Origin of the sequence: Kineosphaera limosa NBRC 100340 (assembly GCF_000298215.1) — a bacterium.
Classification (GTDB): domain Bacteria; phylum Actinomycetota; class Actinomycetes; order Actinomycetales; family Dermatophilaceae; genus Kineosphaera; species Kineosphaera limosa.
The window spans coordinates 58,987-71,905 of sequence record NZ_BAHD01000011.1; the positions used below are offsets into that span (position 1 = coordinate 58,987).

The following is a 12,919-nucleotide window of genomic DNA, read 5'->3' on the forward strand; positions in this document are numbered from 1 at the left end:
TGGGGAGCGGGATCCGACCACGAGCCGATGACGCGACACGTCCTTCGACGGTGGACTCGATCCCATGATCGACATCGACAGACTCGTCAAACGCCACGGCACCCGGACGGTGCTCGACTCCGTGAGCTTCACGGCGCAACCGGGACGCATCACCGCCTTCCTCGGCCCCAACGGTGCCGGAAAGTCCTCGACCCTGCGCATCCTGCTCGGCCTCGATCGCGCAGACGGCGGCAGGGCCCTTGTCGACGGCGAGCCCTATGCCGCGCTGAGGGCTCCGCTGCGCAGCGTCGGGGCGATGCTCGATGGGCCGGGCGCGCATCGAACCCGGACCGCACGGGCCCACTTGGACTGGGTGGCCCGTAGCAACGGCATTCCGCGGCGGCGGGTACCGCAGGTGCTGCAGCAGGTCGGTCTGGACCACGCGGCGACCATGCGGGTGGGGCGCTATTCACTCGGCATGGGGCAGCGTCTGGGGATCGCGGCTGCCCTGCTGGGTGAGCCGCGGGCGCTGGTGCTCGACGAGCCGGCCAACGGCCTGGACCCCGACGGAATCCGCTGGATGCGCAGGTTGCTGCGTGGCCACGCCGACGCCGGCGGCACGGTGCTGCTCTCGAGCCACCTGATGGCGGAGGTGGCGGGACTCGCGGACGACCTGGCCGTCATCGCCGGAGGGCGCGTCGTCGCTTTGGGAACGGTCGCCGAGGTGAGCTCCGGGCACGAGTCCCTGGAGGATGCGTTCTTCAGTCTGACCGCTCCCGCGCCGGAATCGGCCGCATGAGGGCGCTCGACGTACTGGGGGCCGAACTGAGCAAGGCCCTCACGCTGCCGGCGACGTGGGTGGGGGTCGGTGTCGCGGCCGCCGGGTCGATCGCGCTCACCCTGCTCAACGCCAGCATGATCGCCGCCGACCTACGGGCGGGGCGCTTCGATCAGTTCGTTTCCGCCTCACCCACCGAGGCCGCCTTCGCGGCGATGCCGTTGGGCACTGTCGGCGCCGTCGTGCTCGGCGTAGTCATCATGAGCAGCGAGTACGCCCCGTCGAACGCGGAGGTGGGTGGCGGGCGACAGATCGGCGCGACCTTGACGGCGATGCCGGGGCGAGCGGGCGTGCTGGCGGCCAAGGCCGCGGTCCTGGCCGCGCTGGTGACGGCCGTGGCCGCTGTGACCTTGCCCGCGACGGTCGGCATCGCGCGGATCATCATCGGCGCCGGCCACGAAAGCGTCGGCCTGGCGGAGACGGTGACGCGGGGCGCCGGCGGGGCCCTCTACTGGGTGCTGACGGGATTGTTGGCCCTGGCCATCACCACGTTGACCCGCAGCGGCGTGCTGCCGCTCATCGTGCTCGTCCTCAACAGTTCGATCGTCTCGCTGTCGCTCCTGCTGACCCACCTGACCCCCCTGGCGCACTGGCTGCCGGACCTGGCCGGGCGCCGGCTGTTCGGCGAGATCGACACGATCGAGGGCGGGCTGGAGGCTCTGCCCGGAGCCGTGGTCATGGCCGCCTGGACGCTCGGGCTACTGGCCATTGCCGCCGCGAGTTTCCGAGGCCGGGACGCATGAGCGCCGGGGGACCGGTCGACGCGCTGCGGGCCGAGTGGGCCAAGGTGGCGACGCTGCCGATGGCGCCCCTCACCGTGGCTGTCATGACCGCCGCAGGCGTCTTGCTGGGGTGGGTGATAGCGGCTGGCGCGAGGCAACGGGGCCTGGCCGTCACCGGGGGAGACGTCCTCGTGGCCAGCGCGCCCTATCTGGCCACCGGGATCGTGCTGCTCGGGACGCTGCCTGCCGCCCAGGAGTATGCGGGGCGGCAAATCCGCACCACCCTGCTCGCCATGCCCGACCGCCGCGCCCTGCTGGCTGCCAAGACGCTTGCTGCCCTCGGTTGGGTCGGGGGCACCAGCGCCCTGTGCGGGGCAACCGCTCTGCTGGCCGCCAACCTGGCGTTGCGCGCCAACGGCGCAGCGCCGCTGTGGGAAGGGGACGGGCGCCGCCTGCTCGGGGTCATCGGGTACCTGGCGCTGATCGGAATGCTCGCCCATGCCCTCTGCGCTCTCGTCCGCCACCTGATCCCGGCGCTGGCCGGGATGCTCGGCCTGCTCCTCATCGCCTCTCCGCTGATCTCGGCCGCCACGGAGCACGCGCGGTGGCTCCCCGACCGCGCGGCGGCCGCGTTGTACCTGAGTGGCGACACAATGCTGTCGGCCCGCGCCGGCTCGTTGGTTGCTATCGCGTGGATCGCGGTTCTGCTCGGTTGTGCCTACCTTCGGCAAGGGCACACCGACCCCTGATCGGTCGGCGCTGGCCGCCACCGCCCAGCCCACTTCGGCCATCGGACTGCTGGCCCCGCGCGCAGCTACCGCCAGCAACGTCAGCGTGATCAGTGCCAGGGGGTCGAAGGCGGTAGCCGCCCCTCCCATCCTGCGGCCCAGCCGCTTCGCAGCGATTGTTCCGCCAGATCGGCGTCGTCACCGGCACCGGCGTAGAGGCGGATCAGGCCCGCCGTCAGGACGGGCTCCACCTGCTCGAAGGTCACGACCCCCCTGACCAGGAGCATGCACGCGCCATGGCCCAGCATCCACACCTCGTTGGCGAATCCGACGGGGTCGACCTCCGCGTCGAAACGCCCTGCCGTCACCGCCCGCTGGACAGCCTCGATGAGTTGCCCGAACGTCGCATCCGCAGCCTGGGCGTCGGGTAGCGGCAGCGTCCCGTCGAACATCACCGCGTACAGGTCGGGATAAGCCGTCGCCGAGGACGTGTACGCGGCGCCGATGGCCGCCAGGTCGCGGACTGGATCGTCAGTCGCGACGACCCCGGCCAGTCTCGCTGTGAGCCGATTGAAACCCTCCTGACGAACAGCGCCGAGCAGACCCGGCATCCCGTCGAAGTAGGTGTAGACGGCCATGGTCGAAAAGTCGGTGTCGGCGACGAGCTTGCGCAGGCTGACCGGCTCGCGGCGGGCGAGCATGCCCGCAGCACGCTCGATGAGCAGATCACGGACTTCGGGGCGGGGGGGACGAACCACTTGACCAAGATATAGCACTGCTATTAAATAGCAGTGCTACAGAATCGAGGAGGTAGACATGTCAGTGCAACTAGTCAACCCACCGTCGTTGCCGACCCCGGAGGTCTATGCGCAAGTCGCCGTCGCGCAGGGGGCCAGGTTCGTGTTCGTCTCAGGGCAGGTCGCCCGCGACGCCGACGGCAAACCGGTAGGCCCCGGCGACCTGGCCGCTCAGACCGAGCAGGCGTACGCAAACGTCGATGCGGCCGTGAAGGCTGTCGGTGGATCGTTCAGTGACATCGCCAAGTTGACGGTCTACGTCGTCGACTGGGAGCCGGCCAAGATGGCAATGCTGGCCGAGGGTGCGGTCCGAGCGGCCCAGCGGCTCGGATTCGATCTGGTCCGCCCGATCACTCTGCTGGGTGTCGCTGCACTGGGCGAGCCAGACCTGCTCATCGAGGTGGAGGCCGTCGCCGTCCTGCCCTGACCGACTGTCAGAGCAGGCGAGGAAACGCCGCTGCTGTGATGGCCGTGCCGAGCAGGATGCCGACGGCCGCCTGAGCAAGCGAGTGTCGGCCTGCGCGCACTCGGGCCCAAGCGACGGCGGCGACGATCGGGACGGTCAGGCACAGCGTCCAGGCGCCGACGTCGATAGCGGCCACGGTGGCGCAGGTGGCGGCGACGTCGGCGTGGATCGAGGCCTTCCAGAACCGGGTCACCAGGGTGATGGCCGCCAGGCCCACGAGGATCGTCACGATGAGCGCCAGCAGCGGGCGCGGGGCGCCCAGCAGCGCCAGCGCGACGAGGGTCAGCGTCACAGAGGCGGCCGCGATGAGCATCGGGACGTGACGCTGCTCGCGCAGCACCAACTGGCGATCGCGGACGCGACCCGAGCGCACCAGCACCCGCAGCACCACCTCCGGTATCAACGCGCAGCCCGCGATCGCCGCCAGCGCCCAGGCGACTCCGGCCAACGGGTTTTCGGCGGCGCGCGCAGCGACCACCAGCAAGGTGAGTGTGACCAGCACGAGCGGGTCGAAGGCGGTGGCCACCGCGTCGGCCAGGCGCGAGCGCGCCCGGGACGCCAGGCGCGCCAGGTCGGGGTGATCGGCGTCAGGCATCTGCGCCGACGGTGGGGCGGGCGGTGGTGGGGCGGGCGGTGAGGTGGGCGATGGTGACGTCGACGGCCAGGGTTGTCGAGATTGCCGGGCCGGCGGACAGGCGTTCACGCAGGGCAGCTCGGTCCACGTGCCACGCCGCAGGGCCCATGAGCAGCAGGTCGGCCGCCTGGTCGCCGGTGACGGTCAGGGGGTGTTCGACGGTCGCCGTCGAAGCGATCGACCAGCCGGCCAGCTGCTGCGCGAGGCGGTCGGACTTGTCGGGGTCGACCCGCAGGCCCCCCTGCTCGTCGGCCAGGCCCGCGAGGTGGCCTGGTCGCGGGGTGACGACCGCCAGCACGCCGCCGGGAGCCAGCACCCGGGCGAACTCGCTCGGATTGCGGGGCGCGAACACGCAGAGCACCACACCCGCGACGGCATTGCCCAGCGGCAATCGACCCCACGCGTCCGCCACCACGCTCGCCAACCGAGGGTGGGTCCGCGCCGCCCGGCGCGCCGCGTAGCGGGACAGGTCCAGGCCGAGGCCGACCGTCGCCTCGCTCGCTGGGGCGTCCAGGCAGGCTGCGGCGTAATAGCCGGTGCCGCCGCCCAGGTCGACCAGCGCCCCGGGTGTTGGCTCGGCCGCGCGCAACGCCTCGGTGAGCGCCGCCGCCACTGGGGCGAACACGCCGGCGCCCTGGGCCCGTTCGCGGGCCGCCACCATCTCGGCATCGTCGGCGTGCAGCCCACGAGTGCCCGCGCCCGTGAGCAGGCTGAGGTAACCCTGTCGGGCCACGTCGAAGGTGTGCCCCGCAGCGCAGCGAACCGGCCCGCTCGCCTGCGCTGACAGGCGTCCCTGGCAATGCGGGCACGCCAGGGACGGCAGGGCAGCAGTCAAGGCGGACGAGGGGTTCGGCACCCAGACACTCTAGGTGGGCCCTGCGCCGGCCTCGCGAAATGTCGCGGTGGTGAACCAAGTACATGACCCCGATCGGGCGATCAGCGGCAACGCTCTGACCTGCGAAGTTCTTAGCACAGAGATCTCTGCAATGCGGGACATGTACTTAGTTCGCCACAAACCCGAAGTCCGGGCGACGCCGTACCCGCGTCGATGGCAGGCTGGTGCGCATGAGCGAGCAGGCGCAGGGCCCCGTGGTGGTGACCGTTGCGATCTACCCGACGAAGGGCGAGGCGGGGCAGACCCTCGACGCGGCGGACATCGAGGCGCAGGGCCTGGCGGGCGACCGGCGCAAGAAGCGGCCCGTGCACCTCGTGGGCGCCGGCGAGACGCCGGAGACCACCCGGGCCAACCTTTTTCTCGACCTCACCGACGACCAGCTTGGCGCCCTCTTGGAGCACACGGTGCGGGTCGGCGATGCTGCCCTCTTCATCAGCGAGCGTCCGACGGGCTGCCCCGGGGTGTACGCGGTTGTGGCCGAGTCCGGGCGGGTCGCGGTCGGCGACCACCTGACGATCCTGCCCGGCTCCCCGGCCTGAGGCGCGCCCCGCCGCGCGGAAAGCCTGATGAAGCCGCGCACGGGTGGCGGATACCATCGAGAGGGGCCGTGATTCGGCCTCCATCTGCGTGGGGGATCCGTTGCACGACGGGTCTGCCCGCGCGCCGACAGCGTCCGCAACCGTGAGGAGCCCTCAGTGTCCGCCCAGATCACCGTCACCGTCGCCGGAGAGCAGCGATCGGTCGACGCGGGCACCACGGCCGCCGACCTGTTCGCCGACGACAAGCGCATCGTCGTCGCCCGGGTTGACGGCGACCTCGTCGACCTGGCCCGTGAGCTCGCCGACGGGCAGACCGTCGAGGGGGTCGACATCGGCTCGCCCGACGGGCTGTCCGTGCTGCGCCACTCGTGCGCGCACGTCGCGGCCCAGGCGGTGCAGCAGGTGCACCCCGACGCCAAGCTCGGCATCGGCCCGCCCATCACCGACGGCTGGTACTACGACTTCGCCCTCGCCGAGCCGTTCACGCCCGAGGACTTCAAGCGCCTCGAGAAGGCGATGCAGAAGATCATCAACGAGGGCCAGACGTTCCGGCGGCGCGTTGTCGGCGAGACCGAGGCGCTCGAAGAGCTCTCCGGTGAGCCGTTCAAGTGCGAGCTCATCGGCCTCAAGGGCGGACTGTCCAACGACGACCAGGAGGCCGGTGCGGGCGTCGAGGTCGGCGCGGGCGACCTGACGATCTACGACAACGTGCGCCGCGACGGCTCGGTCGCGTGGGGTGACCTGTGCCGCGGCCCGCACATCCCGAACACCAAGCTCCTCGGCAACGCGTTCAAGCTGATGCGCAGCTCCGCGGCCTACTGGCGCGGCGACCAGCGCAACCAGCAGCTGCAGCGCCTGTACGGCACGGCGTGGCCCAGCAAGGACGAGCTCAAGGCGTATCTGGAGCGGCTCGCCGAGGCCGAGCGCCGCGACCACCGCAAGCTCGGCGCCGAGCTCGACCTGTACTCCTTCCCCGACGAGCTGGGCTCCGGCCTGCCCGTCTTCCACCCCAAGGGCGGGGTCATCAAGCGGGAGATGGAGGACTACGTCCGCGCGCGGCACATCGAGGAGGGCTTCGACTACGTCGGCACCCCGCACATCTCCAAGGACGGGCTGTTTCACACCTCCGGGCACCTGCCGTACTACGCCGAGACGATGTTCCCGCCGCTGCACGTCGACGAGGAGCGCGACGCCGACGGCAACATCGTGCGGGCCGGCATGGACTACCGCCTCAAGGCGATGAACTGCCCGATGCACAACCTGATCTACCGCAGCCGCGGCCGCTCGTACCGCGACCTGCCGATGCGGCTGTTTGAGTTCGGCTCGGTGTACCGATACGAGAAGTCCGGCGTCGTGCACGGCTTGACCCGCCTGCGCGGCTTCACGCAGGACGACTCGCACTCCTATGTCACCCCCGAGCAGGCCGGGGAGGAGATCAAGCACTTGCTGGACTTCTGCCTCGGGCTGTTCCGCGACTTCGGCCTCGACGACTTCTACCTCGAGCTGAGCACCCGGGACGCGGACTCCGACAAGTTCATCGGCTCCGACGAGGACTGGGCCGAGGCGACGCGCATCCTGGAGGAGGCGTGCACCTCGACCGGGCTCGAGCTGGTGCCCGACCCGGGCGGCGCGGCCTACTACGGCCCCAAGGTCTCGGTGCAGGCGCGCGACGCCATCGGGCGCACCTGGCAGATGAGCACGATCCAGTACGACTTCAACCAGCCGGAGCGGTTCGGCCTGGAGTTCCAGGCCGCCGACGGATCCCGGCAGCGGCCGGTGATGATCCACTCCGCGAAGTTCGGCTCGATCGAACGGTTCATGGGTGTGCTCGTCGAGCACTACGCCGGGGCGTTCCCGGTCTGGCTGTCGCCGGTGCAGGTGACCCTCGTGCCGGTCGCGGAGGAGTACGTCGAGTACCTCGAAGACGTCGCCGCGAGCCTGCGTGCCGCCGGGGTGCGCGTCGACATCGACGCCTCCGACGACCGCTTCCCCAAGAAGATCCGCAAGGCGAGCACCTCCAAGGTGCCGTACGTGCTGATCGCGGGGGAGGAGGACCGCTCGGCCGGGGCGGTGTCGTTCCGTTACCGCGACGGCAGCCAACGCAACGGCGTCCCGATCGAGGACGCCATCGCCGAGGTGGTTGCGGCCATCGAGGCCAAGGCCCAGGTCACCACGGCCCCGGCCTGACCAGCGTCAGACGGGCTCGGCGAGCAGCACCGGAATCTGACGATCGGTGTTCTCCTGGTACTGCGCGTACGGCGGGAACGCCTCGACGCACCGCTCCCACCACTGCGCCCGCTCGTCACCGGAGAGTTCGCGGACGACGTAGGGGCGGGTCTGCGTGCCGTCCTGCAGGTCGACGCGGGGGTTGGCCATCATCGAGTGGTACCAGGCGGGGTGCGCCGGCGCCCCGCCCTTGGAGGCCACCGCTGCGTAGGCGGTGCCGTCGGTGACCCGCATGAGCGGTACCCGGCGCAGCTTGCCGGAGCGCTTGCCCCGCACGGTGTAGACCACGATCGACATGCCCTGGATGTCGGCGGCCCGAGTGTCGCCGGCGGCGTCGATGGCGGCGAGCTGGTCGGCGACCCAACCCGCCTTGGGCGGGTCGTACTCTCCGGTCAGCGGTGCGGCGTCGGGACCGGTCGCAGAAGTGCTCATGGGGCCAACCCAACACCCCGCAGCGCGGGTTGTCGAGCGCGGCCCGGGCGCCGCGGATGCCTAGGATCGCCTTATGACAGGGGAGCCGCTGGATTCGATGGAGCAGGCCGAGGACTTCGCGCGCGTCGAGGACGGCTTCGATCGGCTGTGGACCCCGCACCGCATGGCGTACGTGCGGGGGGAGCGGCCCGACCCGAACGCCGGGCAGGGCTGCCCATTCTGCGCGGCCCCGGGAAAGAGCGACGAGGAAGGGCTCATCGTGCATCGCGGCGCGCTGTGCTTCGTCGTCATGAACCTCTTTCCGTACAACCCCGGGCACCTGCTCATCTGCCCGTACCGACACGTTCCGCTCTACGTCGACCTCACCGACGAGGAGACCGAGGAGTTCACCGCGCTGACGAAGGCGGCTCTGCGGGCGTTGGCCGCCGGGTCCGCGCCGATGGGCTACAACATCGGCATGAACCAAGGGGAGGTCGCGGGCGCCGGCGTCGCCGCGCACCTGCACCAGCACGTCGTGCCGCGCTGGGGCGGGGACGCCAACTTTCTGCCGATCATCGGCCAGACCAAAGCGTTGCCGGTGTTGTTGGAGGACGCCCGCGTCAACCTCGTGGCGAACTGGCCCAAGGACTGAGCGGACCGGCCCCTGCCTGAGGGAGCGGTCCGCTCGTGGCCCAGCCCGGGTCAGGACACGCTCACGGCGCCCGGATGCGCCCGGAGGCGCCCGCTCACCCGGCGACCAGGTGCTCCTCGACGAGCCGATGCGGCATCTGCTCGTAGCCGCTGAACGTGCGGGTGAAGGTGCCGGAGCCGTGCGACAGGGAGCGCAGGTCGATGGCGTAGCGCGAGAGCTCCAGCTGCGGCACCTCCGCGCGCACCACCGAGTAGCCGGCCTGGTTGGCGGGCTCACTGCCCTGGATGCGGCCGCGGCGGGTCTGCATGTCGGTCATCACGGCGCCCACGTGGTCGTCGGCGACCTTGACCTCCAGCACGTCGATCGGCTCGAGCAGGGTGATCGCGCCGTTAGTCGCGGCGGCCTCCTTGAGCGCCAACGCCCCGGCGGTCTGGAAGGCGGCGTCGGAGGAGTCGACCGAGTGGGCCTTGCCGTCGTGCAGGGTGACCCGCACATCGACCATCGGGTAGTTGGAGATCGTGCCCTTCTCGAGCTGGGCCCGGACTCCCTTCTCCACGCTGGGGATGAACTGACGCGGCACCGCGCCGCCCACGACCTTGTCGACGAACTCGAAGCCGGCGCCGCGCTCGAGCGGCTCGACCGTGATCTGGCAGACCGCGTACTGACCGTGGCCACCGCTTTGCTTGACGTGCCGCCCCTGCGCCGTGTGCCTGCCGACGAACGTCTCGCGCAGCGGAATGCGCAGGTCCTCGGGGGCGACGTCGACGTTGAAGCTCTCCTTGAGCCGGGCCATCACAAGGTCCAGGTGCGTGGGGCCCATCGTCCACAACACCGTCTGGCCGGTCTCGCCGTTGTGCTCGACGCGCAGCGAGGGGTCGGCCCCGGCGATCCGCTGGAGCGCGCCCGGCAGCTTGTCGAGGTCGGCGCGGGTCGCGGGCTGGATAGCTACCGGCAGCAGCGCCTGCGGCATCTGCCAGGGCTCGATGACCAGCGGGTCGTCCTTGTCGCTGACCGTGTCGGAGGTCTGTGCCGCGCCCAGCTTGGCGACGACGGCCAGGTCACCGGCGATCGCGGCGTCCTTGGGGCGCAACTCCGAGCCCAGCGGTGAACTCAACGGGCCGACCCGCACCTGCTCGTCGTGATCCTCGTGCCCCTCGACCTCGTGCCCGACGAAGCTGCCGAGGTGACCGGAGACGTGCACGACGGTGTCGGCGGTCAGCGTGCCGGAGAACACCCGCAGCAGCGCGACGTGGCCCGCATACGGGTCGTTGGTGGTGCGCACGACCTCCGCGACCAGCGGGCCGCCCGGATCGCCGACCAGCTGCGGGCCTGCGGCTCCGGCCACGGTGAAGACCGTCGGCATGGGGCGCATCGGCGGCGGCGGGAAGGCCGCTTCGACGAGGTGCATGATGACGTCGATGCCCGCCCCGGTGTCGACCGACAGCGGCACGACCGGGTGAAAGGAGCCCCGCGCCACAGCGGTCAGCAGCGCCGCCTCGACGATCTCGAAGCCGACCTCCTCGCCGCCCAGGTAACGCTCGAGGAGGGTGTCGTCCTCGGCCTCGGTGATGATGCCCTCGAGCAGCGGCCCGTGGTACTCGTCGAAGACCGGGATGTGCTCCGGGCCGGTGGCGCGCACGGCCCGTTGCCCGCCGGAGTAGTCGTGCACCTCGCCGAGCACCAGGTCGACGATCTCCTCCAGCCGGCTCTGGCGCACGACCGGGATGCCGAGGGGAAGGACCCCGTCGCCGAAGGCCGCCTGGGTGGCGGCGAGCGTGCCCGCGTAGTCGGCCCGCGGCGCGTCGAGCTTGGTGACGACCACCGCGCGCGGCTGGTTGACGGCTGCGCATTCGTGCCACAGCGCCTCGGTCGCGGCGTCGACGCCGTCGGTGGCGGAGATGACGAACAGGGCGGCATCGCCCGCGCGCAGACCGGCCCGCAGCTCGCCGACGAAGTCCGGATATCCGGGCGCGTCGATGAGGTTGAGCACCACGTCGCCGCACTCCAGCGCCGCGACCTCGAGGCCGGTGGTGCGCTGGTCGTCGCGGTTCGGCGGCCGGTAACCGGGCGTTGTGCGCGACACGAGGTGGTCGAACAACCGAGTCTTGCCCGAGCCGCTGGGACCCACCAGCACCACGTTGCGGATGTGGTCGGTGTCGGTGGGAGTGGGCGTCTGCGCTGACGATGCTCTTGCCATGCCTCACTCTCGCTCCGACCCCTCGCGCGAGCAAGTACAACTCGCGGATTAGGGCCGATGGTCCCGCGGGTGAGCCGCCGGGCGCGACGCGGGGTGCGAGCTCGGGCCGGGGCCGGCCGAGCGAGCCACGAGCATCAGTAGGCTGGGCCCACCATGCTCAACAGATTCGCGCGGGCGTTCGTCACCCGCCTCATCACCCCCATCGCCAAGCTCCTCCTGCGGCTGGGGCTGAGCCCCGACGCGGTGACGATCATCGGCACCGTCGGGGTCTGCTTTTGCGCGCTCTTCTTCTTCTCCCGCGGTGAGTTCGTGTGGGGCACCGTCTTCATCGCCCTCTTCGTGGTCTCCGACCTGCTCGACGGCACGATGGCGCGGGTCTCGGGCCGCCAGAGCAACTGGGGCGCGTTCCTGGATTCGACGCTCGACCGATTCGGTGACGCGAGCGTCTTCGGCGGCCTCGTCCTCTACTTCACGCGGCAGCCCGATGGCGCTGCCAACGCATGGGGCGCCCTGGCGTGCCTCGTGTTCGGCTTCGTCACCAGTTACGCGCGGGCCCGCGCCGAGGGCCTCGGTTTCGTCGGCGCCAACGTCGGGATCGCCGAGCGGGCCGACCGGCTCGTCGTCGTGCTGCTGACGACCTTCCTCGTCGGCCTGTTCAGCCTGCCGCACGTCGTGTTCACCGTCGTCCTGTGGTTGTTGGCGGCCGCCAGCGCCATTACCGTCGCCCAGCGCATGCTCGCCGTCCGCGCTGAGATGGCCGGGCGCCAGTGAGCGCTGCGGCGCTGCGAACCCGGCTCCAGCGAGTCGGGCAACGCCTGGTGCAGCGCGCGACCGTCGCCGGCTTTCGCGTCGCGTGGCGGCTGCTGTGCCGGGTGCCGGAGTCGTTGGCCTACTCCGGCACTGACGCACTGGCGCACCTGACGTACCGGCGCAACACCCCCGATGTGCAGCGGCTACGGGCCAACTACGCCCGGGTGCGCCCCGGCGTGGCGCCGGGCGAGCTGGAAGGCCTCGTCGCGGCCGGGGTGCGTTCGTACCTGCGCTACTGGTGCGAGGCGTTCCGGCTGCCGGCGCGCGAGGTCGCGGACGTGCTCGCGGGGGTGCGCGCCGAGGGCGACGAGCCCGTGCGGGCTGTCTTGGCGACGGGTCGGCCGGTGGTGTGCTTTCTGGGGCACATGGGCAACTGGGACACCGCCGGCGCGTGGGCCACACGCGAACTGGCGCCGGTGGTCACGGTGGCCGAACGGTTGCAGCCCGAGGAGCTGTTCGAGCAGTTCCTGGCCTTCCGCGAGGGGCTCGGCATGACGATCTTCGCGCTGACCGGCGACGGCGACGTCTTCGGTCGACTCGTGCGACGCACCGCCGCCGGCGGGTGCATCGTGCCGCTGCTCGCCGACCGGGACCTCACCGACTCCGGCGTCGAGGTCGACTTCGCCGGTCGACGGGCCCGGATGGCGCCCGGCCCCGCGGCGTTGGCCCTGGCCACCGGCGCTCCCCTCGTGCCGGTCTCGATGCGCTACGAGCCGCACGTCGGCGGACCGGGCGGCTTTCGCCTCGTCATCACCTTCCACCCGGCTGTACCCCGTATGGCGGGGCCGGAGGGGGGCGGGCGGGCGGCCAACCGGGAGCGGATCGCCGCGATGACCCAGGCGTGCGCCGATGCGCTGGGTGCCGCGATCGCCGAGCACACACAGGACTGGCACATGATGCAGCGGGTCTTCCTCGACGACCTCGACCCCGCCCGCACACCGCCTCCGGCCGTTCACGCTGGGTCCAGCGTGTCGAGCGTGTCGAAGGCGCCCGCGACCTACCGCTCAGCCGCGCCCGGAGAGTGA

Annotated in this window: 14 protein-coding genes; 9 read left to right on the top strand and 5 right to left on the bottom strand. The window is 71.1% G+C overall.

What is annotated here, in order from left to right:
- Window positions 1-64: 64 nt before the first annotated feature.
- Genes KILIM_RS03880 through KILIM_RS03890 form a run of 3 tightly spaced genes read left to right on the top strand, consistent with a single transcriptional unit; the run spans window position 65 to window position 2,288 of the window.
- Window positions 65-778 (top strand): ABC transporter ATP-binding protein, encoded by a 714-nt coding sequence (locus tag KILIM_RS03880; protein ID WP_006591315.1) that lies wholly within the window; start codon window positions 65-67, stop codon window positions 776-778.
- On the top strand, window positions 775-1,560 hold the full coding sequence (locus tag KILIM_RS03885) for a hypothetical protein (protein WP_006591316.1): 786 nt from the start codon (window positions 775-777) through the stop codon (window positions 1,558-1,560). The genes KILIM_RS03880 and KILIM_RS03885 overlap by 4 nt, the downstream gene beginning before the upstream one ends.
- Window positions 1,557-2,288, top strand: coding sequence for a hypothetical protein (locus KILIM_RS03890; RefSeq protein WP_006591317.1), 732 nt, complete (start codon window positions 1,557-1,559; stop codon window positions 2,286-2,288). Before KILIM_RS03885 ends, KILIM_RS03890 begins: the two co-directional genes overlap by 4 nt.
- Before the next feature lie 89 nt (window positions 2,289-2,377).
- Here the strand turns inward: KILIM_RS03890 and KILIM_RS03895 are convergent, their stop codons facing one another.
- Window positions 2,378-3,025 carry a TetR/AcrR family transcriptional regulator gene (locus KILIM_RS03895; RefSeq protein WP_255247603.1) on the bottom strand — a complete coding sequence of 216 codons (648 nt, stop codon included), beginning with the start codon at window positions 3,023-3,025 and terminating at the stop codon, window positions 2,378-2,380.
- 58 nt (window positions 3,026-3,083) lie between these two features.
- Between KILIM_RS03895 and KILIM_RS03900 the strand changes: the two genes are divergently transcribed.
- The gene (locus tag KILIM_RS03900) at window positions 3,084-3,491 is read left to right on the top strand and encodes a RidA family protein (RefSeq protein ID WP_006591319.1); all 408 of its coding nucleotides are present in this window, start codon (window positions 3,084-3,086) and stop codon (window positions 3,489-3,491) included.
- 7 nt (window positions 3,492-3,498) lie between these two features.
- Here KILIM_RS03900 and KILIM_RS03905 read toward each other — a convergent pair whose 3' ends face one another.
- Entirely contained in the window at window positions 3,499-4,125 is a 627-nt protein-coding gene (locus KILIM_RS03905) for a hypothetical protein (protein ID WP_006591320.1), read from the bottom strand.
- Window positions 4,118-5,020, bottom strand: coding sequence for a putative RNA methyltransferase (locus tag KILIM_RS03910; protein WP_006591321.1), 903 nt, complete (start codon window positions 5,018-5,020; stop codon window positions 4,118-4,120). Before KILIM_RS03910 ends, KILIM_RS03905 begins: the two co-directional genes overlap by 8 nt.
- 209 nt (window positions 5,021-5,229) lie before the next feature.
- Here KILIM_RS03910 and KILIM_RS03915 point away from each other — a divergent pair, with 209 nt between their 5' ends.
- Both KILIM_RS03915 and thrS read left to right on the top strand, forming a co-directional pair.
- Window positions 5,230-5,598 (top strand): hypothetical protein, encoded by a 369-nt coding sequence (locus KILIM_RS03915; RefSeq protein WP_006591322.1) that lies wholly within the window; start codon window positions 5,230-5,232, stop codon window positions 5,596-5,598.
- 156 nt (window positions 5,599-5,754) lie between these two features.
- Entirely contained in the window at window positions 5,755-7,785 is a 2,031-nt protein-coding gene (gene thrS / locus KILIM_RS03920) for a threonine--tRNA ligase (RefSeq protein WP_006591323.1), read from the top strand.
- Window positions 7,786-7,791: 6 nt separating this feature from the next.
- On the opposite strand, the gene KILIM_RS03925 is transcribed toward thrS, so the two are convergent.
- Window positions 7,792-8,256, bottom strand: a complete 465-nt coding sequence (locus KILIM_RS03925) for a nitroreductase family deazaflavin-dependent oxidoreductase (RefSeq protein WP_006591324.1) — start codon at window positions 8,254-8,256, stop codon at window positions 7,792-7,794.
- 73 nt (window positions 8,257-8,329) lie between these two features.
- On the opposite strand from KILIM_RS03925, the gene KILIM_RS03930 reads away from it, so the two are divergent.
- Window positions 8,330-8,887: an HIT family protein gene (locus KILIM_RS03930; RefSeq protein ID WP_006591325.1), complete on the top strand. Its 558-nt coding sequence runs from the start codon at window positions 8,330-8,332 to the stop codon at window positions 8,885-8,887.
- Between the two features lie 94 nt (window positions 8,888-8,981).
- Here the strand turns inward: KILIM_RS03930 and KILIM_RS03935 are convergent, their stop codons facing one another.
- A complete protein-coding gene (locus KILIM_RS03935) occupies window positions 8,982-11,084 on the bottom strand; it encodes an elongation factor G-like protein EF-G2 (RefSeq protein ID WP_006591326.1) in 2,103 nt (700 codons plus the stop codon).
- 153 nt (window positions 11,085-11,237) lie between these two features.
- Here KILIM_RS03935 and pgsA point away from each other — a divergent pair, with 153 nt between their 5' ends.
- Window positions 11,238-11,855 carry a phosphatidylinositol phosphate synthase gene (gene pgsA / locus KILIM_RS03940; RefSeq protein WP_006591327.1) on the top strand — a complete coding sequence of 206 codons (618 nt, stop codon included), beginning with the start codon at window positions 11,238-11,240 and terminating at the stop codon, window positions 11,853-11,855.
- Window positions 11,852-12,919 carry a phosphatidylinositol mannoside acyltransferase gene (locus KILIM_RS03945; RefSeq protein ID WP_006591328.1) on the top strand — a complete coding sequence of 356 codons (1,068 nt, stop codon included), beginning with the start codon at window positions 11,852-11,854 and terminating at the stop codon, window positions 12,917-12,919. Before pgsA ends, KILIM_RS03945 begins: the two co-directional genes overlap by 4 nt.